Source organism: Ruegeria sp. B10 (assembly GCF_056539825.1).
The window spans coordinates 326494-349470 of the sequence record NZ_JBQFVP010000003.1; the positions used below are offsets into that span (position 1 = coordinate 326494).

Genomic DNA, 22977 nt, shown 5'->3' on the forward strand with positions numbered 1-22977 from the left:
ACCTGTCTACCTATTGATTTTCGTCGGTTGTCCGGTCGCGTTCCTGCAACGCCCGAATACGCATCCGTTGTGCGGCCTGAATATGCGCACGCATTTCTGTTTCAGCCGCTGCGCCATCGCGGGCCTTTAAGACAGCCATGACGCGCTTATGCTCTGCCACTGCTGTCTCGGCCCGATCACCGTCCAGCAATTGCGACGGCCCAAGGATCAACAGCGCTTTTTGCAAAGACAGCATAGACTTGGCAAGAAACCGGTTCTTTGCTGCGTCCAAAAGTGTGGCGTGGAAAATCCGGTTGATCCGAGCCGCTTCCGAACCGGTGCCAGCCTCAGCCAAGCGATCATTCAAAACGCTCAGCTCGTCTAACTCGACATCCGACGCAGCACGAGCAGCTAAACGGGCGGCAGTTCCCTCGAGAACCGCGCGCATTTCATAAAGTTCCATTACTTCGGTGTAACCAAGGCTGCGGACGGTTGCGCCCTGCCGGGGCACATGAGTGACTAGCCCGTCGGCCTCTAACTGCCGGATAGCCTCGCGCACGGGAGTACGGCTGACGCCTAGTCGTTCCGACAGCTCAATCTCCCGCAGGCGTTCGCCGGGCAGAAGTGTGCCATCCCGAATCTCATCCAGCAGGCGTTGATACGCTGAATTGCCTTGTGGACCAGGCTGTAAGGGGTCGTCTTGAATGGTCATCGAACGCTCTCTTGTCTTCTTGCGTCCAGTTGTATACATTTGGATACATCTCGAGTCAATATTGTCGGAAGCCGCGCCTTGCCCGCCCAAAACAAAACACCTTCTCTCCTGACAAAGCGGGCCGTAACACTGGTCATTGCACTACTGGGCACCGGAGTATTTTGGTCGTTGAACCTGCCGCTGCCCTTTCTTTTCGGCCCGATGAGCGCGTGTCTGATCGCTGCCCTGGCGCATGCCCCTATGGAAGGTTTTGGTCAGGTCTCGGTTGCAGCGCGCACCATACTCGGCGTTGCAGTTGGGGCTTCGATTACCCCTGCCCTTTTCGCCGAGCTGCCGAAAATGGCCGCGTCTATTGCACTGGTCCCGTTCTTCATCCTGCTGATCGCACTGGTGGGCGTGCCCTTCTTTCGCAAGATCTGGGGGTTTGACACCACGACCGCATTTTACGCCGCCATGCCAGGCGGATTGCAGGACATGATCATCTTTGGAGCCGAAGCAGGCGCCAACCCGCGTACACTTTCCCTGATCCACGGTACGCGCGTACTGATTATCGTTACTCTGGCCCCGCTGTTTCTAACGGTTTTTTACGATGCCCAACTCACCAATCCGATCGGAGAGCCTGCACGTGACCTCCCGATACATGAACTGGCGTTGATGGTGCTGGCCGCCCTTATAGGCTGGAAAGGCGGTGAGCGGATCGGCCTGTTCGGGGCATCTATTCTCGGCCCAATGATCCTGACAGCAGCCCTATCTCTGGGGGATTTCATTCATACCCGACCACCGCGTGAGGCCATCCTTGCAGCGCAGTTCTTTATCGGTTGCGGGATAGGCGTGAAGTTCGTGGGCGTCACTTGGGTCGAACTCCGCCGGGTGGTTGCAGCAGGCTTCGCCTATGTCATCGTCCTTGCCGTCCTTGCCGCCGCTTTCACCGCCGTTGTCACCACGTTGGGCTTTGGCCAACCGGTCGAGGCTTTCTTGGCCTTTGCCCCCGGCGGACAGGCAGAGATGACAGTATTGGCGATCGTCTCGGGCGCGGATCTGGGCTTTGTGATTACGCACCATCTGACAAGGATCGTGCTGGTGATCATCGGCGCGCCGATAGCGGCCAATCTTATCCTGCGCTGGTCCAAACCTCGGGGTTGATCATGTGAATGGGAGCGCCTTCAGCATAGGCGTTCACCTGATCGAAAATATCTGCGAATTGCAGATCAAATTCGTCCTCGGTCACAAAGCCGATATGCGGCGTCGCAATCAGGTTTGGGTGCGATAGCAAAGGGTCATTCGGGTCGGTGAGCGGCTCTGTATCGAAGACATCAATGGCGGCCTTGCCCGGGCGACCGGCGTTCAGGGCGTCCAACAAAGCACCCGGAGCGATCAGCCCGGCCCGGGAGGTGTTCACAAACAACGCTCGCGGTTGCATCTGCGAGAAATCTGACGCTGTGATGATGCCGCGTGTGTTTGGCTTCAGGCGAACATGGACCGAGACAACATCGCTGTTACCAAAGAACGCTTCGCGGCTTGCGGCAACCCGCACGCCGTCTGCCTGCGCCTTTGCCCGGCCTTCGTCCGAAGACCACCAGACCACATTCATCCCGAATGCCTCGGCGTAACCAGCAACGGCGCGGGCGATGCGGCCATATCCATACAGCCCTAGCTGCCGCCCCCTCAGGGTCTTGCCAACTCCGGCCTGCCAACGCCCAGCTTTGACCGAGGCCATCTGCGCAGGCAAATCGCGCATCCCGGCCATGATCAGCGCCCATGTCAGTTCAGCTGCGGCATAGGAGGGTGTGCCGCCGTGCATGTTCGAACACAGCAGCACTCCGCTATCCGAACATGCCGACACATCGACATGCGGGTATACGCTGCGTTGACTAACCAATTTCAGGTTTGGGAGTTTTTCAACCAAATCGCGGGTGATCTTGGTGCGTTCGCGAAACAAAACCAGTGCCTCAGCCTCCTGCAAGCGTGCGGCCAATTCGCTGGTATCTTCGACATGGTCTGTCCAGACCTTTACGTCATGGCGAGATAGCTTTTCAAAACAGGGCAGGCCCTGCAGTGTATCAAACCAATCATCCAGAATGTGAACTTTCATCGGTTTTCAATACCCTATTCGGTGCTCAGTTTTCTTGGCGTCGGCACAAAATGACGTGTGTCGAGCGCTTCTAACGCGTTGCGAACGCGTTCGCGTTGATCCAGCAAATGGTTGAATTGCTCATCACATCCGGCAATCGGCGTCGGGTAGTCCGCGATGTCCCTCCGCAGAACCGACTGCGCAAGCCTGAGTTCCTGACGCGCGATATCGAGGCATTCAGAATAGTCATCCATCGAGGCACCCTCATAATGTATACCATAGTATACCTTTTAAAGGCCGCCTTTTCAACTGTCGTTCCACACAGATTCCGGTACATAAACATGCCCATCCGCCAATTTGCGCGCTGTTCTCATCAGACCGGCGGCATTGACGTTGAACTCCTGGTCGTTTGAGAAGTCCACCAGCACGTCGATCTTGCCTGAAGCATGTTCCAACACAACTTCAGCCGGGCTTGAATCCGGGCGATCAAGCAACCCGTCAGCGACGGTTCCAGGCGTCAAAGCGCAAGACGCCATGCATTGCGCACCCGTAACGGCCATAGTTGGGTGGGTTTTCCATGGCATGAAATACCGAACCGTAAGGGTTCCACCCTCTCCGGCGGGGGCCATCAGGCCGAATTTGGGAGTCACCGATTTCGATACGTCCCCCATACCCATCCGTTCCCCGGCTTCGATCCGCACGGCCTCCATCTGATCAAAGAAAGAACGGTTGGCATCCAGCTCTTCGGCGCTTTCATATCCTGTCAGTCCGAAATCCTCTGCTCGGGCTATCGCCATCGGCATAGCGACATCCATGCAAGTCAGCTCGATCCCCTGCACTGTATCGCGCAAATTTCCCGTGGGCAGAAATGCACCTGTTGCCGAGCCCACAACGCCCATAAAACTCAGTTGCACCGGTGCAGAATGGCCGGGAACTCCGGCTATTTCCGCGTCACCCTCATAGACCAAATCGCCGCCCGGGGTCTGCACTTTGGCAATGACGCGGGCGCCTGTATTGACGGCGCGAATACGGATTTCGGTCTCATCGCCGTTGGGCTGAAACAATCCCATTTCGATCGCAGCTGGACCAACTCCTGAGAGGATGTTTCCGCAGGTGGGTTTGAAATCGACCAGCTTCTCATCCACAGAAACTTGCGCGAAGAAATAGTCGATATCGGCCCAGTCGTCCTCGCTGGCAGACAGCATCGCAACCTTGGTCGTCACTGCGTTACCACCACCGATCCCGTCGATATTGAGCGCTTGCCCAGCCCCGAGGGCAGCGACCAGAACATCAGCCAACTTATCCCTATCTTCAGGCAGATCAGAGCGTCGAAAATAAGGCCCTCGGGAAGTGCCGCCGCGCATGAAAACATATGGGATTGCTGTCTGTGTCATTGCGAACCCTCCTTTACAAACCGTTGAAATTTCTGATTTCTGTGCTACCCAGCCGCCAGATTGGCAGACCAGACAAACATGGAGCGCCTACTTGAGCGGCCATGGCAGGTTCACCATGTCTTGCAGCAGGCCCGGCGGGAAATCCCGGTTCAAAGCGCCAGCCATGAAGCACATGAAACCGATGCCGCAGGCCGTCAGGAGTAGCGTCATCTGCCAACTGGACCCGGCGCGAATGCGGAAGAATGCGATCAGGAACCCGATCAGGGCGAGGATGAACCCCACAACCCAAGTGGCCGCGATCAGACCTGCAAACCACGCGAGCGTTGACCAAAGCCCATGCGGCGCGCTTGCATCCTCACCAGCGAGTTCCTTGTCAGCAAAGATCGCATCCCCTTCGGGTCGCCGCATCATCTGGATCAAAAGAATGATGCAGCAGAACAGCGACACGCTGCCGATCACCAGCGGGATGATCTTGTCGGTCATGTTGTAGTCAGGGATCATGTTGGCATTGATCAACGCCACGATCAGGTAAGCCATGATCACCAGCAGGAAGATTAGCGGCGCGCGCTTGCTGCCGGATTTAACCTCACCTTCGGCCATGATCATCTTGGCTTGACGAATGCCTAGAATGACAGAAACCACAGTGACCACGATCAGGACGATGACGATCGGGCTGAAGACGTACTCCATGCCTTCGCCAAAGCTTTTGCGGAAGCGGAAAGAGGCGATCTGGAACGCCTGGTTGGTGAACTTCTCAACCGGGTTGGACAACACGAATCCAATCAGGAAGGCCGGGCGTGACCAGTCGAAACGGCGCAGGAAGATGCCGATCAGACCGATGACAAACAGGGCCAGAAGGTCTTCGAAATTCTGACCGGATTGGAATGCCGCAAAGCTGATGAGCATGAACAGAAACGGCGCCAGATAGGTGAAGCGGATCGTCGTTAGTTTGGCGATGCCACCCGAGGCAGCGATACACAGGATCGTGCCCACCACGTTGGCAAGAGCCAGCAACCAGACAATCGAATAGGTGATGTCGAGATTATCCTTGAGCATGCTCGGACCAACCTCGATATCGCCGGATCCCAACAGTGCAACTGCGCCGATAAAGATCGCCATCGAACCCGAACCGGGGATGCCAAACAGCAGCGTCGGGACCAGCCCCCCGCCCTCTTTGGCGTTGTTCGAGCTTTCAGGCCCGATGACGCCACGCACTTCGCCCTTGCCGAAGTTGCTTTTGTCTTTGGTCGATTGAACCGAGTGGCCATAAGCGATCCAGTCTACAACCGAGCCACCAAGGCCGGGAATGACACCGACAACTACACCAATGATCGAACAGCGGACCGACAACCAGATGTTCGCGGCCCAGTCCTTGACGCCATCAAACCAACCAGCTCCTAGCGAAGCGCCCTTGGCAATGGATCGGTCTTGACGCAGCAGCGAGACGATTTCCGGCACTGCAAAGATACCTAAGCCAACGATGACCAATTTCAGACCATCGGTCAGGTAAGGAATGTCATAAGTGGCCATACGGAGTGAGCCACCTGCGTCCGCCTCACCAATCGTACCGACCATCAGGCCCAGCCCAGCGGCGGCAACGCCTTTTAGCGGGATACGTCCGGCGAGAATGGCGACCATCGACAAGCCAAGAATGGTGATCATCAGCATCTCGGGCAAGCCGAATGCCAGAACGATCGGCCGCGCGATCAGGATGAACATGGTTAGAAAAGTCGCGCCGACCAAACCGCCAAACAGTGATGAAGCAAAGGCTGCTGACAATGCCCGCGCGGCCTCGCCCTTCTTCGCCATCGGGAAGCCATCCAGCACCGTCGCCTGTGAGGCGGAGCTGCCGGGGATGCCCATAAGAACCGACGCAAAGGTGTCAGAGGTCGGAACAACAGCAACCATCCCGATCATCAGCGCCAAACCAAGAATAGGGTCCATGCCGAACATGAAAGGCAGCAACAAAGACAGACCAGCGATACCGCCAAGTCCGGGGAAAACACCTACGGCCAGTCCCATAACGACACCGAGAATAAGATATCCCAGAACTATAGGTTGCAGGATCAAACCCCACGCGTCATTGAGCGCAGGAAGAGCGGTGGCGAAAACCTCCATAGCGGCCGCCTTTCATAAATTGCCTTGTGTTTGGAAAAGCGCGCACCCGACATTGGGGCACGCGCGGTGGTGTCTGGGTTTAGTTCAACTCGACACCATAGGCTTCTTTGAGCCAGTTCAAAACGTAAGCTTTGGCGTTGTCGTCGACATTTGTCGCGGTTTGCAGCGCCGCCTTAGAGCCGTCGCCTACGAACACCGGGTACTTGCCGACGCGCTTTGACGAGATTTCGGCAAAGTCGCCGCGCTCGGTTACAGCCTGGAATGCGGCGGTGTATGCGTCGACCACTTCCTGAGGTGTATCACCCGGAAGGAAGGCTAGCTTTTGAACCGGGAAACCGGCTACAAAGAATGCTTTCCAAGCATCCCATGCCTCACCGCTGGTTTCACAGCCATCAGTGGCTTCACAGACTTCCTTGAATGTCGGGATGTCCGGGAAGGTCGGGTCACGGACGATATTGCCATCTGCATCCAGAGCACCCCAGGTCATCATCGGCACAGCCTGACCGGATTCGACCAGCGGGGCCGAACCACCGAGGTAGCCGGACGAGGTTTGATAATCGATGTTGGCTTCGCCGCGCTCGAACATCAGGCGACCATCGCCACGGCCTTTGATGCCAAAGACAGGCTCGACATTCATGCCCAGCATTTGCCAAGCCAGCAGCGGCACGAGGTCAAGACGTGTCGCGCCCTGCGAACCATAGATGAAGTTGGTATCTTTCAGCGCGTTCGCAGAGCCATCAAACTTTGCCCCATCCTCGGCGTTCAGATAGGCAACACCACCAGTGCCCGACGCCATAACCGGAATCCAGTCGTTGTATTCATATCGCACGCGCGGATCGCTCAGCAGATACGGGAATTGAGTTGACCCGGAGGTGCCAAATAGCAGCGTTCCATCATCATGGCTCTGCTCCTGAAACCAGTTTGCGCCCTTGGTCGATCCGGCGCCCGGCATAAATTTCACAACAACAGTCGGTTGACCCGGGAGTGCTTCGGACAGAAGCGGCGCAAAGAAATTGGCCCATTTGGCAGACCCGCCCGTTTCCGAGAACGGGATGACCCATTCAACGGTCTTGCCCGAGAAATCGACCTCGGCAGCGGCAGGTGCGGCGATACCGGCGGCGGCGATCAGCCCCACGACGGCGCGACGGGTGAAATTGGAAATGGTCATTGGTTCCTCCCTGTTGACCAGACAACCACGCTAGCGCCCTCTGCGCCACCGTGATCGCAAATAGAACTGTGGGGTTGATTCCCCCTCCCATCTGGCAATCATGGAGCGCCAACCTTGCGCGAAACTTGCAGGAGAACCGATGCGGATCGTCATCGTCGAAGACAACGAGACCCTCGCCAACGCTATTGCTTATCGTCTGCGTGACCGCGGTCATGCGGCAGAAGTGCTTACGGATGGCGACGAGGCTGACTTGTATCTTGCGCAAGAGGGTGCCGACTTGGTTGTGCTGGATATCAATTTGCCCGGACAGTCGGGATTGGAGATCCTAAAATCCCTTCGCAATCGTGGTGACGGCGTACCAGTGATCTTGCTGACGGCACGTGCCGAAACAAGCGACCGGGTTTCGGGGTTGGATATGGGCGCCGATGATTACCTGGTTAAGCCGTTCGAAATGGACGAGTTGGAAGCACGCATCCGAGCGCTTTCTCGACGCAAAGATCTCGACTACGGCGCAAAGGAGAGCGTTGGTGGTCTGGAATTCGATCGCGCTGCCCGTCAGGTTAGCGTGCAAGGCGAAGTTATGGATATTCCGCGGCGGGAAATCGCGGTGCTTGAATGCCTGTTAGAGCGCAGGGGCAGGATTGTTCCCAAAAGCCAACTTACAGATTACGTCTACGGCGTAGGTGCCGATGTCGAGGCCTCGGCCGTTGAGCCCCATGTATCTCGGCTGAGAAAACGCCTTCAAGATCTGGGCATTAGAATTAAAACAGCCCGTGGTCTGGGATATCTGCTTGAGGTGCAGAAGTGATCAATCACGGCTCGCTCAGGTTAAGGCTTTTCATTCTTATCCTAACCCCCTTGGTGCTGATTGCCGCTCTGCTTGGTCTTTGGCGTTTTATGATTGCGCAGAAAACGGCTCAGGAATTGTTCGACGACAGCCTCTTGTCTGCTGGCCTCGCAATTTCGCGAGATGTTGCGATTTCGGGGGGTGACGCGCTGTCACTAACGACACGCAGCATGATCCGTGACGCGTCGGGCGGAGAGATCTTTTACCACGTAACGGGACCCGGTGGCATCTATGTGACAGGCTATGCCTACCCACCGGCAGCCACCAACCCTTCTGATCAAGAGGTGTACAAGCCGCAGTTTTTCGAAGCGCTCTACCGCCAAGAACCAGTTCGCGTTCTCAAGATGACGGAACGAGTGACCATAGAAAATCTAGTCGGAGATGCGACAGTTACAGTCTGGCAGCGTATGGCGGATCGAAACGCTTTCGCGAATGAACTGTCAATCCGCGCAGGAATTCTCATGGGAATTCTCCTGGCCACCCTCGCCATTGTGGTATGGTTTGGCGTCGCGCGTGGCCTTAGACCCTTGTTGGATTTGCAGGACGCAATTGACTTGCGTTCACCAGATGACCTCAGTGAGATCAAGCGCCCCGTCCCAATCGAAGTGCAAGGTGTTGTCAGAACCCTGAACCGACTTTTTGGACAGGTGGAAAATAGTATCAACGCCCACCAAGTGTTTATATCCGAAGCAGCACATCAGCTGAGAAACCCGGCGGCGGCCGTGCAGTCAATGGCCGAAGCGCTGCAGGATGCGAAAACAGCTGACGACCGAGAAAAACGCATCTCAGAACTTGTTGCGGCGGCTAAAAACTCAGCAACGGTGGCAGAGCAACTGTTGTCACTTGAGAGGCTCAGGCAGCCGACGCACCAAGACCAAATGGATAAACTTGACTTCCGTACGGTAGTGGAAGAGGCCTGCGCGGAAATGGGCGTTCACATCCTCGCAAAAGGTATCGAGTTTGATGTCACAATGCCTGAGACAAAGGTCACGGTATTCGGCGACCGTATCTTTCTGATTGAAGCTCTAAAGAACCTGTTGGACAACGCAATCAAACACGGTGGCACAAAGTTGAGCCAAATCTCAGTTGTGCTGCGGTGTGAAGGCAAACACGTTGAGCTAACGGTGGCCGATGACGGGGCTGGCCTTTCGCCAAACCAAAGCGAAGCAGCATTCAATCGATTTTCTCAGTTAGAACATTCCGAGGGCAGCGGACTAGGGTTATCCATCGTCTCGGCAGTGGCGCAGAGGCATGGAGGAATAGTCGAAATCAACCAAGTCGATAGAGGAGCAAGCATTACGCTTAAGCTCCCCATAGCCCTGTAAGCTGTTTCTAGTTCTGCTCGGAACCCAAAAACAGGCATCTAGTGGAATTGGCTGGTCTATACGAATCGAACGACTGTAAGGCGGGATAAAACGGCTATCTGTTCCAATCCGGAAAGAAAAGTTTCCTGCTATTAGAGCTGGATAATCGCTGATACGATTGAGCGAAGCCATTCTTCTTCGATTGGGTAGTTTATGAAAGTTAATGCGCTTTTGATTTCGGCTCTCTTCGTCAGCAGCTGTATTGCATTATGGGGTGTTGTCGACCCGCACGGCTTGGGTTCTGTCTCCTCAAGAATTGTCACAATCCAGTTCGAAAGCCGAGGCTGGTTCATTATGCTGGAAGCCAGCGCACTTTTGTTATTGGCAATTTATCTCGCAGTTTCCAAGTACGGCTCTATCCGAATTGGACCGGAAGGTTCAGAGCCCGAGTTTTCGACTACAGCTTGGATTGCAATGCTTTTCGCGGCTGGTATGGGAGTGGGCCTGTTGTTTTTTGGCGTATCAGAGCCACTTACTCACTTTTCGGTAATACGCGATTTTTCTTCCGATCCAGAAGCCGCAAGGCTCGCCATGTTCGTCACCTATTTGAACTGGGGGTTCCACGCCTGGGCCATCTATGGCGTCGTTGCACTCATAGTTGCCTATTTTGCGTTTCGACGTGAGCGCTCTTTACTGCTAAGCGCTCCTTTGCTGGACGTGTACGGCGAGAAAACATGGACCCGCGGATTGGCTTGGTTGTTCGATTTCTTATCTGTCGTCGCCATAGCCGTTGGCCTAGCGGGTTCGTTGGCCATGGGTGTGTTTCAAATTCAAACAGGACTGGCAGGAGTTCTTGGAATTCCAAATTCTCCTTATCTGACAGCAATTATTTTTGCCGCCATGTGCGTTGCTTTCCTTATTCCACTGAGACGTGATCTAGGAGAAGGAATGTCAAAACTGTCAAATTTGGCCATGGCGATTGCGATCAGTCTTTTGGTTTTTTTGCTTGTCGCCGGTCCCACGTCTTTTGTGATGAATTCGATCGTCTCGGGTTTTGGACGTTATGTTTACAACGTCATACCTGCCGGTTTTTCGACAACAGAATTTTTCGATCAGAGCATTTCCACCTGGTTTCAAGACTGGACGCTTAATTACATGATCTGGTGGCTTGCATGGTCTCCATTTGTCGGCATTTTCATTGCACGCATTTCGCGGGGGCGCACAATACGCGAGTTTCTGGCCGGGGTCATAATTGCGCCCACTCTTTTTTCGATTTTCTGGTTTGGAGTGCTCGGCGGTGTAGGTTTTTTTGATGTTTTGGATGGAAGTGGTCATCTTCTTGAGGTCAACGAAAAGAGCCTTGATGCGACGACATTCGCTCTCCTGCAACAGTTTCCATTGAAGTTTATCACGCAGATAGCGACGATAACTGCCGCTTTCCTCTTTGTTGTAACGAGCGTCGTGAGCGCAGGCTTCACACTTGCAATGATTGGAACAGGCGGAGACGAAAACCCCTCGCCGAGCGTTCGAACCATCTGGGGGATAGTTCTAGGCGCCTTGGGTCTAGCCATGATCCTCGTAAATGATGTTTCACTTGTCAGATCTATTATCGCACTCTCGGCAATTGCGTTTGTATTCATCGTGCCAATACTTGTAATCTGTCTCCTCAAGTCGCTTTCAAAAGAGGTCTCCGAATGACAGGTTCTATCGTCGATACGGTTTTGAACGTATCTGTTTTCTTGTACGTTGGTTTTTTGATCTGGCTCGCGCTTAATCGCGTTTAGAAATTTGTGTTTGAAGCGACTCTCGTCTGGAGCCGGTGCTCTGAGGAACTGAGTGTTTTGGACTTAGGACGCTCACTCGCTATATATCGCGTCAATGTCCGCCGTGCTGGCCGAATTTACCGCAAAATTTTGGCAAATCTCTCCGAGCCAGTATCTGTCGTATTGGATAGAGAGAGTTGTACCATAGAGCGAGTCACTATAAGTTATTGCCGCTCTAGTTCGGTGTTGTTGTCTCAATAAATGCACACTGCACGCTATGATTGGTACTGGGATGACAGAGAGGTTTTTTTTCCGAAAAGTGACAGCCGTTCGCAGCGGCTAAAAAACTAAACATCTTCATGCAGCAAGTGCGATACACTAACTACGCGCACAGGTTCACAAAAGGGCTATTTCATTTTGTTAGCAAGCACAGGCGTTGCTGTCGCGTCTAGACCGCTCGAAACACCGCTGTGACGCATACTGAATACAAAACAAACCCTCATCTAGTAGACCTACAGCACAGCCACCAAAGAGTGAGATAGCTAACTATAAATCGGCGACCATCGCAGTCTCGACGGCATGTACACCTATACCGACGATAATGCCTGCAAAGATAAGCCCAACAAATGCGTTGACAACCGATAAAGCCCGGCTCGTGGGTTTCTCAGGCCTAATGTCTCCGTAGCCAACCGTAGTTGCGTTTATGAAGGCATGGTAAAGGCTCACCCCGGTCGACCAGCCTTCGATCCGGCCAATTGATACCCCAAGCACGCACACCAAAACCAACAAGAATACGAGTATCGGTGACAGGTAGATCAGGTCCCAAAGGAAAACTGATAGAAACGTGCAAATGTAGCTGGCGTCGCAACCCATAGCGAACCTCTACCTCACTGCCATTTGGGGGCCTAGTTGAATACCAATGTCTTAACAGGAAGCAGAATGGCCTGTGCACGCAAGACAATTGCATTTGCTATACCCATACCATCCACAATTTTTGCAACGAAGGCCGGCAGGCCCGTGATCTCACCAGCGTCTATTTCCTTTGCTCGGCTCGTATACGCAACGCCCACGCACGCACTTCCGGGCGGGATGCTATCAAGATGCTCTGGAAAAATAGGTGCTAGGAACGCTGTAACTGTACCGGGTCGCGCTCGATCCTGCTGATCCAGAAGCGCATCACCCGGTCGGAACTGCCCCGCAGCAATCGCCCCTTGCACGTCATCCACAACCATCGGGACTATGGTCAACGGTTTAGACGCGCAGGTGATTTCCACCAGCATACCCGGCCTTAGTACGCTGGCAGAAATCTGACCAAAAGCCGCGATAAAGCGCCCCTGTCCCGTAACCTCAGGCACCAAAATCCCTGCAGGGCGTAGTATTGGATTAACGATATCACCTGGCTTGAGGAGAAATTGCGTTACCGTCCCATCCACCTCGGCAAATACGGTGGATTTTGATATCTCGTTCTCAGCCTCTCTCAAAACCGCACGCGCAGTTTCAAGCTGTGCAGGGAGAAGGGTGGTTTGGCGCAATTTGGAACCGTCTAACGAGGCAATAGCGGCTGCGCGCTGACTTTCTGCGCCGGTCACTGCGGTTTGCAACCGTTCCAGTTCCTGCTTACTAACAACGGTGTTGTTTCGCTCCGCAAGCTCCAGGCGTCGCTCCAAATCACTCGTCGCCTGAGCAAGGTCAGCTTCTGTCGCCTCAACCCTGGCGGTGGCACTCACAACTTCCGTTGCGGTCAGGCCTAAAGCCGCCTCAATCTCCTCGATACGTCGCTGAGCCGTTTCTGCTGCTGCCTCCTGCCGTGTGGTGTCCAGTCGGAAAATCGGCTCGCCAGCCATAACGTCCTCATTATTGGCAACGTAGACTTCCGCGACCCGCCCCACGCGATCCGACAGAATGGTAACTGTGCGAAATGCAGCTGAGACATTCCGCGTTGAAGGGTGGAAATAGAAGATCACCGTGATCAGCGTCACAGCCAATATTGCACAGGCGGTCAAACCCCACCGCAATTCATACCAGACATTGAAGAGGGTTATTTCGTGACCCCACCGCTTGCCCTGCTTGTAGCGGCGATAAAGGTAGTCCGGTACGATTGTGATCAGTGCAGAGAAGACCAACTCAAGCATCGTCGCTCTCCGAGACGTCTACTTCGGTCTTGAGTGGAAAGATTTCATGCAACGGCACGGCAGCGATCAAAATAGCCGCGATCCAGAAAGCGTTGTTCAGGGTGAAGAGAGAGATCAACCCAAGCACACCGACCAACTGCATTTGCACCTTATGAGCACCTGCTGCCATGCGGTCTGGAATGGCTTGCACCGTGAAGTACAGTGCACCAAACCCTAGCAGCACTATGACTAGAACCAACCCAACAACGATCAGAAAACCGTCTGTCTCCTCCGGAGGTGTTACCCAAAATGGGAGTCTTGCCATCGCCTCGTCAGAAATAGAATTGTTCATATGTATCACCCCGCCTTCAAGTGATCACATTCAAATATAACTGATTGAAATCAAAAAGACGAATCTCGCTGCAGGTAGCGAAGTGGCTTTAAATCGGCTCAATACAGCGTGGGAAAGGTAGTTGCAAAGCAGACCCGCACACAACAACTTTTCATCGTTCGCAACACTCCGGAACAGAAAAGCAGTCGGTAGGATCAGTAGAACAAGCAAGGCATTAAGGAGGTTTGCATTCTTTGATATGCAAAACTTGGAGGAAGAGGTCGTGCACATTGACGTGTGACACTAAGGTGAAACACACCGCAAACTGACACACTTCAATAGTGTTTATTATCTGTCAATTAGGCGTTCGGCGGCGTTTCCCCTAGGCTCCGCCAAATCTCAGATCATTGTCGGATTAACTTTACTCTCTTGAGCAGCAGGAGGTGAAAAGTGTTTTTGCATTGATACGGCCAGAAGAAATGCCTGGTCTCTCGCTTCAGCAAAAGCGCAAACCGCTACTGGCACTACGCCTAACTAGCCCGCGCCTGACAAAATGTTGTTGGACCTTGGCTCTTTCCTGCACCGCCCTCTTGTGCCACCTTGCGCCAGAAAAAGGGGAGAGAGCAGATGGCAATCACGACCTGTGTTTTTGACGCCTATGGCACATTGTTCGATGTGGCGGCTGCGGCACGTCAGGCCGCTGCCGAGCCGGGCTTTGAGGCGCTCCGCGATACGTGGCCGGATCTGGCCAATCACTGGCGGCTGAAGCAATTGCAATACACATGGCTGCGCGCCGTCGCAGACGCTCATTGCGATTTCTGGGATGTCACGCAAGACGGGCTGGACTGGGCGCTCGAGGCGACGGGGCTGCACGGGGACGCCAAGCTGCGCCAACGGCTGCTGGATCTTTACTGGGAGCTGCGCGCCTATCCCGAGGTGCCCCAGATGCTGCAGACGCTGAAACAAGGCGGGCTGCAAACCGCGATTCTGTCGAACGGGTCGCCTCCCATGTTGGATGGCGCGGTGCAATCGGCCGGTATTGGTGATGTGCTGGACGACGTGCTTTCGGTCGAAAGCGTCGGTATCTTCAAACCCCACGCCAAGGTCTACGATCTTGTGCAGGGCCGGTTCGGATGTTCCCGCGATGAGGTTCTGTTCGTCAGTTCCAACGGTTGGGACGCTGCCGGAGCCAGCGGTTACGGCTTTGTCACCGCATGGGTCAATCGCGCGGGCGAACCGATGGATCGGCTGTCGTGGAAACCGGCGCATGTTTTGTCCGACCTGACCTCAATCCCCGAATTGGCCGGGCTATAATGGCTGAATTCAAGACGTCTGACGGGATTCGGCTGCATTATGAGGAGAGTGACGCAGGAATTCCGCTTCTGTGCTTGGCAGGGTTGACGCGCAACGGGCGTGATTTCTCGCTTCTCGTACCGCATATGGACGATACCCGCCTGATCACATTGGATGCGCGGGGGCGCGGGCAGTCGGATCATGATCCGAACCACGCGAACTACAACGTCCTGCGCGAAACTCAGGATGTCGTCGAGCTGCTGGACCATCTGGACCTTGACCGAGTGGTGGTTTTGGGCACGTCGCGCGGCGGTATGGTTGCGATGACGCTCGCGACCCTGCAGCCCAACCGGCTGGCGGGCGTGATCCTCAATGACGTGGGTCCGGTGATTGAACCCTCAGGTATCGTCCGGATCATGGACTACGTGGGCGTAGCACCCAACTCTAAGACTTTTGACGAGGCCGCCGCCGTCCTGAAAGCAGTGATGGAGCCGCATTTCCCCGGCGTTCCGTTGGAAATTTGGCGCGTACAGGCCGAGAACCAGTATCAGGAAACGCCGGAGGGGCTGGCCTTGCGCTATGATCCGGCCCTGCGCACGGCCTTATTGGAGCAGGCCGCAGCTGCCAACGTGCCAGACTTATGGCCCTTCTTCGAGGCGCTACAGGGCATTCCGACGGGCGTTCTGCGCGGCGCAAACTCGGACATCCTGAGCCAAGCAACACTGAAACAGATGCAGACCCGCCACCCGGGCCTGATCACGGCTGAAGTCCCGGATCGCGGCCATGTACCCTTTCTGGACGAGCCGCAATCCCTCACCGTTATCCGCAAGATTCTGGACCAAGAATGAGTACAATAGACCTGATCGAAGCCGCCGCCCATCGACTGCAGGGGCATGTCCGCGAGACGCCCCTTCTGACCTCACCCTTTCTGGACGAGATCGCCGGGCGCCGGGTATGGGTCAAACCGGAATGCCTGCAACACACCGGCAGCTTCAAATTCCGCGGCGCATGGTCGGCCATCTCGGCGCTGAGCGAGGCGGAAAGACAGCGCGGTGTGATCGCCTATTCCTCGGGCAATCACGCGCAGGGGGTGGCCTTGGCGGCGGCGAAGCACGGAATCTCCTCGGTCATCATCATGCCTTCGGACGCGCCGCAGCTGAAGATCGACAACACGCGTGCCTTGGGCGGTGAAGTTGTTCTGTACGACCGAGCCACGGAATGCCGTGAAGAGATTGGCAATGCACTTGCCTCAGAACGCGGACTGACCCTGATCCGCCCCTACGACGAACCCCAAGTCATCGCAGGGCAAGGCACTGCCGGGCTCGAGATCGCGCGCCAAGCCAAAGCCGCAGGCGTGAGCAATGCCGACGTTCTGGTCTGTTGCGGCGGCGGCGGTCTAACGTCGGGCATCGCGCTCGCGCTTGAGGCGCACGCCCCTGGCCTGTGCGCACGTCCGTGCGAGCCAGACGGGTTCGACGACGTCAAGCGCTCGCTGGAGGCGGGGCAGATCCAAGGCAATCCTGCAACTGCAGGCAATATCTGTGACGCAATCCTTACCCCGCAACCGGGTGACATCACCTTTCCAATCCTCAACCGCCTCTGCGGCCCCGGCCTATCCGTGACCGAGGACGAGGCGCTGCACGCCATGGCGCTGGCCTTTTTGCGCCTCAAGATCGTGTTGGAGCCGGGCGGCGCGGTGTCCCTGGCCTCGGCCCTCTTCCGCAAAGACCAGATCGAAGGGGATGACGTGATCGTTGTCGCTTCGGGCGGAAATGTTGATCCCGGCGTCTTTACGCGTGCGTTGGAATTCCTGACCTGACACCCATATCGGGTTTGTGCAATCTGCACGCAAAGGCCGAGCAAGGAACCAAAGCATGACGATCGTTGATCTGGGTGGCGTTCAGCTAAACTACCGGATTGATGGCGCGCCAGACGGTGCGCCCATCGTGTTTGCAAACTCGCTGGGCACCAATCTACACCTGTGGGACGATGTGCTGACACACCTGCCCGACGGACTGCGGATCATTCGCTATGACAAGCGAGGGCACGGCCAATCCTCGGTCCCGCCTGCGCCTTACGCCATGGGCGCGCTGATCCGAGATGCCGAGGCGCTGCTGGATCATCTCGAAATCCGGGATTGTGTCTTCGTTGGCTTGTCGATTGGTGGTATGATTGGCCAAGGGCTGGCGGTGAAACGGATGGATCAGGTCCGCGCGCTGGTACTGTCGAACACCGCTGCCAAGATCGGGATGCCGAAAATCTGGCAGGAGCGGATGGAGGCCGTCCGCAACGACGGAATCGAGGCGCTGGCCGATGCGACGATGGAGCGGTGGTTCTCGCGTGATTTCCGGGCCGCCAACCAACACCTCGCATGGCGCGAGATGATGGTCGGCCAGCCGACCGAAGGGTATCTGGGCTGTTGTGCCGCCATTGCGGGCACCGATTTCTACACGCCGACCAGCGGCCTGCGCCTGCCCACACTTGGGATCGCAGGCAATGAAGACGGCTCGACACCGCCTGATCTGGTACGCGAAACGGTGGACCTGATCCCCGGCTCGCGGTTCGAATTGATGCGCCGGGTGGGCCACCTGCCCTGCGTCGAAAAACCCGCTGAATACGCTGCCCTGTTGCGGCAATTCCTGACCGAGATCGGTCACATCTGAAGGAGCGTCCCTTGGCCGAATTTCTATTGGTCCATGGATCCTGTCACGGCGCCTGGTGCTGGCGCGACCTGATACCCGAGCTTGAAGCGTTCGGCCACATCGCTCGTGCCATCGACATGCCCAGCCACGGCTCGGACCCGACGCCGATCTGCGATGTCACGCTGGAGAGCTGCCGAGACGCCGTGCTCGCGGCCTCAACACCAGACGCGATCCTTGTCGGGCATTCTTGGGGCGGCTACCCGATCAGCGCCGCAGCCGAGGCCGACCCGCACGCCATGCGCGCGTTGATCTATCTTTGCGCCTATGTCCCGCAGGGCGGATTGTCTCTGGTCGACATGCGAAGACGTGGTCCGGTGCAAACCATTGGCGATGCGGTCGACAAATCCACCGATGGGCTATCTTATACCGTGCATCCCGACCGCGTTCAGGACCTGTTCTATCATGATTGCACGCCCGAGATCCTGCCCTATGCATTCGCCCGGCTCTGCCCGCAGGCCATCAAGCCGCAAGACACACCGCTTTCAATAGGGGATCACTTTGACCAGGTCCCAAAGGCCTATATCCGCACCACCGAAGACCACACTATCCCTCCGGCCTATCAGAAAGATATGAGCGAGCGAATTCCAGCACATCTTCGGCGGGATATCGACAGCTCACACTCTCCGTTCTTCTCGCACCCGCGGCAACTTGCCCAAATACTGGATGAGCTGTCGGATAAACTTTAGCCGCCTGACGAGGCGTCATCCGGGTTGGTGTCTTTGCGCCCTTCCCACATCCTGCTGGCCCCTCTAGGGTAAGCGCCGGGTCATATAGCCGGGTTTCATGCGCCTTCCATTTGTCTTTGTTCTTCTGACCGTCATGATTGACGCGATGGGTATCGGCCTTGTGATGCCGATCATGCCGCAACTGATCGTCGAGGTGCAGGGCGGAACGCTTGCCGACGCCGCCCTTTGGGGAGGTGTCCTCAGCACCGCCTTTGCCGCCATGCAATTCGTGTTCGGGCCTATTCTTGGCAATCTGTCAGACGCCTATGGCCGTCGGCGTGTCTTGCTGGTCTCGTTGTTTGTGATGGCTTTGGACTATGTGGTCATGGCCATTGCAGGCAGCATCTGGTTGCTTTTGCTCGGTCGTATTGTAGGAGGGATCACAGCCGCAACCCACGCGACCGCGGCTGCCTTCATGGCAGATGTCTCGAAACCCGAAGACAAAGCAGCCAATTTTGGCCTGCTCGGCGCGGCTTTTGGCATGGGATTTGTTCTGGGTCCCGTAATGGGCGGCCTGCTTGCCGAATACGGAACGCGCGCGCCTTTCTGGGCGGCCGCAGCACTGTCCGCTCTCTCGTTCGGCCTCGGGCTGATGGTCATGCCCGAAACGGTCACAGACAAAACTCGCCGTGCCTTCAATTTGCGACGCGCCAACCCCATCAACGCGCTAAAGGCCATCGCCGCCCTTCCCGGAGTTCGCCCCCTACTGTGGGTCTATTTCCTCTATTCGGTGTCAATATACGTCTACCCCGCGATCTGGTCCTATTTCACGACCGAGCGCTTCGGGTGGTCGCCGCAGATGATCGGGCTGTCTCTCGGCGTCTATGGCATTGGCATGGCCGCCGTTCAGGGCGGATTTATCAGACCCGCAACGCGACATCTTGGGGAACGCATGACCATCATCTGCGGCATGGGTTTTGAGGTCATCAGCTTCGCCCTATTGGCCTTCCTGACCAATGGCACCATCGCCCTGATGCTGATCCCGATCACCGCCTTGGGCGCCGTGATCACGCCCGCCCTACAGGCACTGACCTCGCGCGCGACGCCGGACTCGCAACAGGGCGAACTTCAGGGCGTCCTGACATCTCTGCACGCCTTGTCAATGGTGATCTCGCCCCTGTTGATGACCAGCGTGTTTGCGTGGTTCATCCGGCCCGACACGTCGCTCTACCTGCCCGGAGCACCGTTCCTCTTGGCATTGATCCTCATGGCCGCCGGGTTTGTCCTGTTTCTGCGCGCCAGGCCTGCCGTGGCGTAATACCGACATACCCGTGACGGTTTCCGTCTTGCGAGATGCCAATTCCCGCGCCACCGTAAACCAAACGAAGCGAGGGACGACATGCAAACCATCAAAGCCGCCGTATGCCGGGCGTTCGGGGAACCTTTGACCATAGAAGAGGTGCAACTGGCCGCCCCCGGCACCGGCGAAGTCGAGGTTACACTGGACGCGGTGGCCATCTGCCATTCGGACATCTCATTTGCCGATGGTGCATGGGGCGGATTTCTGCCTGCGGTCTATGGGCATGAGGCCGCCGGGGTGGTCAGCGCAGTGGGCGAAGCCGCAGGGGATTTCAAACTGGGAGATCCAGTGGTCGTGACACTGATCCGGGCCTGCGGCTCCTGCCCTTCATGTGCAGGTGGCAAACCTACGATCTGCGAAACCCCCTATGACACGGTCAAAGGGCCTTTGCGCACAGGTGACGGCGGACCTTTGGAACAGGCGATGGCCTGCGGTGCCTTCGCCGAGAAAGTCGTCGTCAGCCACCGACAGATCGTTCGGATTCCAGAAAGCCTGCCCAAAGACCTCGCAAGCCTGTTGTCCTGTGGTGTGATCACCGGGGTCGGCGCAGCGGTCAACGCCGCAGGTTTGCGCCCCGGTCAGGATGTGGTGGTGATCGGCGCGGGCGGAGTGGGCCTTAACGCCATCCAAGGCGCTCGGATTGCCGGCGCGCGCCGCATCGTTGCTGTCGACATGACCGAAGAAAAGCTTGAGATCGCGAAGGAGTTCGGTGCCACCCACGGCGTCCTCGCCAGCCTGAAGGAACCATGGAAAGCAGCCTACAAAGCGCTGGGCGGGCGCGGCGCTGATGCGGTTTTGATTACTGTAGGTGCGATCCCCGCCTATGATCAGGCCCCACGCTATCTGGGTTTGGGCGGCAAAGCCGTGATGATCGGCATGCCCCATTCCGGGGACGAAGCCAGCTATGAGCCGGTGATCCTCGCCGCGCTTGGTCAGGGTCTGGTGGGGTCAAAGATGGGCGACGTGGTTATCCAGCGAGACATCCCCTGGATGATCGACCTCTATGAGCAGGGGCGGCTGAAGCTGGATGAACTGGTCTCGGGCCGCTGGTCTCTGGATCAGATCAATGAGGCGATTGCCGATACCAAGACCGGATCCGCCAAGCGCAACGTGATCCTGTTCGACAGGTAGGCCGATGCTGCGTTTCCTGACCGATCTCTTCAAACCCGAGGCGGCGAAACCTGCGCCTTCCACTTCGGAAACGTCGATGAATTTCGATTTGGCTGAGGTACCGCCTTTCCTGACAGGCCTCGCCAACAATCCCCGTTTTGGGCTGCCCGAAGCTCTGGTCACCCAGATCGCGGAGAACCTGTCGGATTTGCCCGTGGACCAAAGCAGCCGCTGGCAGATTGAGGGCAGTTTCGACGGCAAACCAGCGCTGATCGAAATTCAGGCTTTCATGGACGACGTCGACGCCCCGGACATGGCGTTCTTTGGCAGCGCCGATGTGGTGGCCGAGATTGATCGCGAACTCATTGCCTTTGACCAAGCACGAGAGGGCTAAGATGAAACTGCAAGACCTCGATATCATCGTCACGGCCCCGCCAGCCCCAGGATGGGGCGGTCGCTATTGGATTTTGGTCAAGCTGACTACGGATACCGGCATCACCGGCTGGGGCGAGTGCTACGCCTCCTCGGTTGGACCAGACGCTATGAGCCACATAATCCGCGACGTGTTTGACCGCCACATGCAGGGCGAGACTCCGGAAAACATCGAGTTGATGTTCCGCCGCGCCTATTCCTCGGGCTTTACGCAACGCCCAGACCTGACTGTCATGGGCGCGTTCTCGGGGCTCGAGATCGCGTGCTGGGACATTCTGGGCAAAGACCGCGACCGCCCGGTCTATGCGCTGCTGGGCGGTAAAGTGAATGACCGTATTCGCGCCTATACCTACCTCTACCCCCTGCCCCAGCACAACCTGACCGACTTTTGGACCTCGCCCGAACAGGCGGCTGAGGCTGCGGCAGATGCGGTCCGTCGGGGCTATACCGCCGTCAAGTTCGACCCCGCCGGGCCCTACACGATCATGGGCGGGCACATGCCTGCGATGTCCGATATCTCTATGTCCGTTGCGTTTTGCAAAGCGATCCGCGAGGCGGTGGGCGACAAGGCTGATTTGCTGTTCGGCACCCATGGCCAGTTCAACACCGCCGGCGCCATTCGGCTGGGTCAGGCGATAGAACCATATTCGCCGCTTTGGTTCGAAGAACCCACTCCGCCCGACAATATCGAGGACATGGCCCGCGTCGCCCGCAAAGTCCGTATCCCAGTTGCGACCGGAGAGCGCATGACCACCAAAGCCGAATTTGGCGCGGTTCTACGCGCGGGCGCGGCCGAGATCTTGCAACCGGCTTTGGGGCGTGCAGGTGGCATCTGGGAAATGAAGAAAGTCGCCGCAATGGCCGAAGTGTTCAACGCGCAGATGGCCCCGCATCTTTATGCCGGGCCGGTAGAGTGGGCTGCGAATATCCATCTGGCGGCCTCTATCCCGAACCTTTTGCTACTGGAAACCATTGAAACGCCATTCCATGACCAGTTGATCAAGGGCTCAATCCGGGTTGAGGAAGGGTTCGTGACCTCTCCAACCACCGCCGGACTTGGGATTGAGGTGGACGAAAATCTGGCTCGCGCGCATCCTTACAAAGGCGACGGGCTTCACCTTCAGATGCAGGAAGAACCGTGCGATTATGCCAATGGCAACGCCTTTCAGGGTGGGGCTCCCGCATCTGAGGGGTGACATTATAACGTTTCTTAGGGCATAATGTCAGAAGACCTAGTTGAAGAACGGTTGACCGGTGACACTGAAAGACAGCACCACTCAAGCCCCGGCATCAGACGGATTGGCGGAAATGAAAGACAACGCAGCCCGTGCCGCCGCGTTTCTGAAAACGCTGGCGCATGAGGGCCGCCTGATGATCCTGTGCCACCTCGGAGACGGTGAGAAGTCGGTGGGAGAGCTGGAGGCGCTTTTACAAATCCGGCAGGCCGCCGTCAGCCAGATGCTGGCCCGCCTGCGCGAGGATGGTTTGGTCTCGACCCGGCGCGCGGGCAAAACGGTGTTTTATTCGCTTGAGGATGGCAACACGAAACAGGTAATCGAGTTGCTCTATCAACTGTTCTGCCAGCCGAAAGACTGACAGTAGAGCGTTTCAGGCTTA

General features: G+C 56.6%; 23 protein-coding genes. 14 read left to right on the plus strand and 9 right to left on the minus strand.

The window, feature by feature from the left end; translation table 11 throughout:
* Nucleotides 1-10: 10 nt before the first annotated feature.
* Nucleotides 11-691 (minus strand): GntR family transcriptional regulator, encoded by a 681-nt coding sequence (locus tag ACR0J4_RS06065; protein WP_170640585.1) that lies wholly within the window; start codon nt 689-691, stop codon nt 11-13.
* A 78-nt stretch (nt 692-769) separates the two neighbouring features.
* Between ACR0J4_RS06065 and ACR0J4_RS06070 the strand changes: the two genes are divergently transcribed.
* Nucleotides 770-1834, plus strand: a complete 1065-nt coding sequence (locus ACR0J4_RS06070; RefSeq protein WP_170640587.1) for an AbrB family transcriptional regulator — start codon at nt 770-772, stop codon at nt 1832-1834.
* Here ACR0J4_RS06070 and ACR0J4_RS06075 read toward each other — a convergent pair.
* The 5 genes from ACR0J4_RS06075 to ACR0J4_RS06095 form a co-directional block, all read right to left on the minus strand.
* On the minus strand, nt 1803-2783 hold the full coding sequence (locus ACR0J4_RS06075) for a D-2-hydroxyacid dehydrogenase family protein (protein WP_170640589.1): 981 nt from the start codon (nt 2781-2783) through the stop codon (nt 1803-1805). The genes ACR0J4_RS06070 and ACR0J4_RS06075 overlap by 32 nt on opposite strands.
* Nucleotides 2784-2797: 14 nt before the next feature.
* Nucleotides 2798-3016, minus strand: a complete 219-nt coding sequence (locus tag ACR0J4_RS06080) for a hypothetical protein (protein ID WP_170560189.1) — start codon at nt 3014-3016, stop codon at nt 2798-2800.
* 51 nt (nt 3017-3067) lie between these two features.
* The gene (locus ACR0J4_RS06085; RefSeq protein WP_170640591.1) at nt 3068-4156 is read right to left on the minus strand and encodes a 4-oxalomesaconate tautomerase; all 1089 of its coding nucleotides are present in this window, start codon (nt 4154-4156) and stop codon (nt 3068-3070) included.
* A gap of 87 nt (nt 4157-4243) precedes the next feature.
* On the minus strand, nt 4244-6274 hold the full coding sequence (locus ACR0J4_RS06090) for a tripartite tricarboxylate transporter permease (RefSeq protein WP_170555742.1): 2031 nt from the start codon (nt 6272-6274) through the stop codon (nt 4244-4246).
* A 79-nt stretch (nt 6275-6353) separates the two neighbouring features.
* Nucleotides 6354-7442 carry a tricarboxylate transporter gene (locus ACR0J4_RS06095; protein WP_170377047.1) on the minus strand — a complete coding sequence of 363 codons (1089 nt, stop codon included), beginning with the start codon at nt 7440-7442 and terminating at the stop codon, nt 6354-6356.
* A 139-nt stretch (nt 7443-7581) separates the two neighbouring features.
* Here ACR0J4_RS06095 and ACR0J4_RS06100 point away from each other — a divergent pair, with 139 nt between their 5' ends.
* From ACR0J4_RS06100 to ACR0J4_RS06110, 3 genes are all read left to right on the plus strand, one after another.
* Nucleotides 7582-8250, plus strand: coding sequence for a response regulator transcription factor (locus tag ACR0J4_RS06100; protein WP_170640593.1), 669 nt, complete (start codon nt 7582-7584; stop codon nt 8248-8250).
* Entirely contained in the window at nt 8247-9614 is a 1368-nt protein-coding gene (locus ACR0J4_RS06105; RefSeq protein ID WP_480668332.1) for a sensor histidine kinase, read from the plus strand. The genes ACR0J4_RS06100 and ACR0J4_RS06105 overlap by 4 nt, the downstream gene beginning before the upstream one ends.
* A 192-nt stretch (nt 9615-9806) precedes the next feature.
* On the plus strand, nt 9807-11291 hold the full coding sequence (locus tag ACR0J4_RS06110) for a BCCT family transporter (RefSeq protein WP_170640595.1): 1485 nt from the start codon (nt 9807-9809) through the stop codon (nt 11289-11291).
* Between the two features lie 611 nt (nt 11292-11902).
* Here ACR0J4_RS06110 and ACR0J4_RS06115 read toward each other — a convergent pair.
* From ACR0J4_RS06115 to ACR0J4_RS06125, 3 genes are read right to left on the minus strand one after another with little or no spacing between them, the layout of a single operon-like run.
* Nucleotides 11903-12229: a potassium channel family protein gene (locus ACR0J4_RS06115; RefSeq protein ID WP_170639200.1), complete on the minus strand. Its 327-nt coding sequence runs from the start codon at nt 12227-12229 to the stop codon at nt 11903-11905.
* Between the two features lie 32 nt (nt 12230-12261).
* Entirely contained in the window at nt 12262-13488 is a 1227-nt protein-coding gene (locus ACR0J4_RS06120) for an HlyD family secretion protein (protein WP_170640597.1), read from the minus strand.
* Nucleotides 13481-13819 carry a hypothetical protein gene (locus ACR0J4_RS06125; protein WP_170640599.1) on the minus strand — a complete coding sequence of 113 codons (339 nt, stop codon included), beginning with the start codon at nt 13817-13819 and terminating at the stop codon, nt 13481-13483. Before ACR0J4_RS06125 ends, ACR0J4_RS06120 begins: the two co-directional genes overlap by 8 nt.
* 606 nt (nt 13820-14425) lie before the next feature.
* Here ACR0J4_RS06125 and ACR0J4_RS06130 point away from each other — a divergent pair.
* From ACR0J4_RS06130 to ACR0J4_RS06175, 10 genes are all read left to right on the plus strand, one after another.
* Nucleotides 14426-15112 carry a haloacid dehalogenase type II gene (locus tag ACR0J4_RS06130; RefSeq protein ID WP_170640601.1) on the plus strand — a complete coding sequence of 229 codons (687 nt, stop codon included), beginning with the start codon at nt 14426-14428 and terminating at the stop codon, nt 15110-15112.
* Nucleotides 15112-15939 carry an alpha/beta fold hydrolase gene (locus ACR0J4_RS06135; protein ID WP_170640603.1) on the plus strand — a complete coding sequence of 276 codons (828 nt, stop codon included), beginning with the start codon at nt 15112-15114 and terminating at the stop codon, nt 15937-15939. The genes ACR0J4_RS06130 and ACR0J4_RS06135 overlap by 1 nt, the downstream gene beginning before the upstream one ends.
* Nucleotides 15936-16910 (plus strand): threonine/serine dehydratase family protein, encoded by a 975-nt coding sequence (locus tag ACR0J4_RS06140; protein ID WP_170640605.1) that lies wholly within the window; start codon nt 15936-15938, stop codon nt 16908-16910. The genes ACR0J4_RS06135 and ACR0J4_RS06140 overlap by 4 nt, the downstream gene beginning before the upstream one ends.
* Before the next feature lie 55 nt (nt 16911-16965).
* Nucleotides 16966-17754: a 3-oxoadipate enol-lactonase gene (pcaD, locus tag ACR0J4_RS06145; protein WP_170640607.1), complete on the plus strand. Its 789-nt coding sequence runs from the start codon at nt 16966-16968 to the stop codon at nt 17752-17754.
* Nucleotides 17755-17765: 11 nt separating this feature from the next.
* Nucleotides 17766-18479 (plus strand): alpha/beta fold hydrolase, encoded by a 714-nt coding sequence (locus ACR0J4_RS06150; protein WP_170555753.1) that lies wholly within the window; start codon nt 17766-17768, stop codon nt 18477-18479.
* A 97-nt stretch (nt 18480-18576) separates the two neighbouring features.
* On the plus strand, nt 18577-19776 hold the full coding sequence (locus ACR0J4_RS06155) for a TCR/Tet family MFS transporter (RefSeq protein WP_170747297.1): 1200 nt from the start codon (nt 18577-18579) through the stop codon (nt 19774-19776).
* Nucleotides 19777-19857: 81 nt separating this feature from the next.
* Nucleotides 19858-20949, plus strand: a complete 1092-nt coding sequence (locus tag ACR0J4_RS06160; RefSeq protein WP_170640609.1) for a Zn-dependent alcohol dehydrogenase — start codon at nt 19858-19860, stop codon at nt 20947-20949.
* 4 nt (nt 20950-20953) lie between these two features.
* Nucleotides 20954-21322: a hypothetical protein gene (locus tag ACR0J4_RS06165; RefSeq protein ID WP_170640611.1), complete on the plus strand. Its 369-nt coding sequence runs from the start codon at nt 20954-20956 to the stop codon at nt 21320-21322.
* Between the two features lies 1 nt (nt 21323).
* Nucleotides 21324-22556: a mandelate racemase/muconate lactonizing enzyme family protein gene (locus ACR0J4_RS06170; protein WP_170640613.1), complete on the plus strand. Its 1233-nt coding sequence runs from the start codon at nt 21324-21326 to the stop codon at nt 22554-22556.
* A 112-nt stretch (nt 22557-22668) separates the two neighbouring features.
* Nucleotides 22669-22956, plus strand: coding sequence for a metalloregulator ArsR/SmtB family transcription factor (locus ACR0J4_RS06175; RefSeq protein WP_170472293.1), 288 nt, complete (start codon nt 22669-22671; stop codon nt 22954-22956).
* Nucleotides 22957-22977: the final 21 nt, after the last annotated feature.

Coding starts and splice junctions, on each gene's coding strand:
- ACR0J4_RS06065 (WP_170640585.1), bottom strand. CDS start 691: ATGACCATTCAAGACGACCCCTTACAGCCTGGTCCACAAGGCAATTCA.
- ACR0J4_RS06075 (WP_170640589.1), bottom strand. CDS start 2,783: ATGAAAGTTCACATTCTGGATGATTGGTTTGATACACTGCAGGGCCTG.
- ACR0J4_RS06080 (WP_170560189.1), bottom strand. CDS start 3,016: ATGGATGACTATTCTGAATGCCTCGATATCGCGCGTCAGGAACTCAGG.
- ACR0J4_RS06085 (WP_170640591.1), bottom strand. CDS start 4,156: ATGACACAGACAGCAATCCCATATGTTTTCATGCGCGGCGGCACTTCC.
- ACR0J4_RS06090 (WP_170555742.1), bottom strand. CDS start 6,274: ATGGAGGTTTTCGCCACCGCTCTTCCTGCGCTCAATGACGCGTGGGGT.
- ACR0J4_RS06095 (WP_170377047.1), bottom strand. CDS start 7,442: ATGACCATTTCCAATTTCACCCGTCGCGCCGTCGTGGGGCTGATCGCC.
- ACR0J4_RS06100 (WP_170640593.1), top strand. CDS start 7,582: ATGCGGATCGTCATCGTCGAAGACAACGAGACCCTCGCCAACGCTATT.
- ACR0J4_RS06110 (WP_170640595.1), top strand. CDS start 9,807: ATGAAAGTTAATGCGCTTTTGATTTCGGCTCTCTTCGTCAGCAGCTGT.
- ACR0J4_RS06115 (WP_170639200.1), bottom strand. CDS start 12,229: ATGGGTTGCGACGCCAGCTACATTTGCACGTTTCTATCAGTTTTCCTT.
- ACR0J4_RS06120 (WP_170640597.1), bottom strand. CDS start 13,488: ATGCTTGAGTTGGTCTTCTCTGCACTGATCACAATCGTACCGGACTAC.
- ACR0J4_RS06125 (WP_170640599.1), bottom strand. CDS start 13,819: ATGAACAATTCTATTTCTGACGAGGCGATGGCAAGACTCCCATTTTGG.
- ACR0J4_RS06130 (WP_170640601.1), top strand. CDS start 14,426: ATGGCAATCACGACCTGTGTTTTTGACGCCTATGGCACATTGTTCGAT.
- ACR0J4_RS06135 (WP_170640603.1), top strand. CDS start 15,112: ATGGCTGAATTCAAGACGTCTGACGGGATTCGGCTGCATTATGAGGAG.
- ACR0J4_RS06140 (WP_170640605.1), top strand. CDS start 15,936: ATGAGTACAATAGACCTGATCGAAGCCGCCGCCCATCGACTGCAGGGG.
- pcaD (WP_170640607.1), top strand. CDS start 16,966: ATGACGATCGTTGATCTGGGTGGCGTTCAGCTAAACTACCGGATTGAT.
- ACR0J4_RS06155 (WP_170747297.1), top strand. CDS start 18,577: ATGCGCCTTCCATTTGTCTTTGTTCTTCTGACCGTCATGATTGACGCG.
- ACR0J4_RS06160 (WP_170640609.1), top strand. CDS start 19,858: ATGCAAACCATCAAAGCCGCCGTATGCCGGGCGTTCGGGGAACCTTTG.
- ACR0J4_RS06165 (WP_170640611.1), top strand. CDS start 20,954: ATGCTGCGTTTCCTGACCGATCTCTTCAAACCCGAGGCGGCGAAACCT.
- ACR0J4_RS06170 (WP_170640613.1), top strand. CDS start 21,324: ATGAAACTGCAAGACCTCGATATCATCGTCACGGCCCCGCCAGCCCCA.
- ACR0J4_RS06175 (WP_170472293.1), top strand. CDS start 22,669: ATGAAAGACAACGCAGCCCGTGCCGCCGCGTTTCTGAAAACGCTGGCG.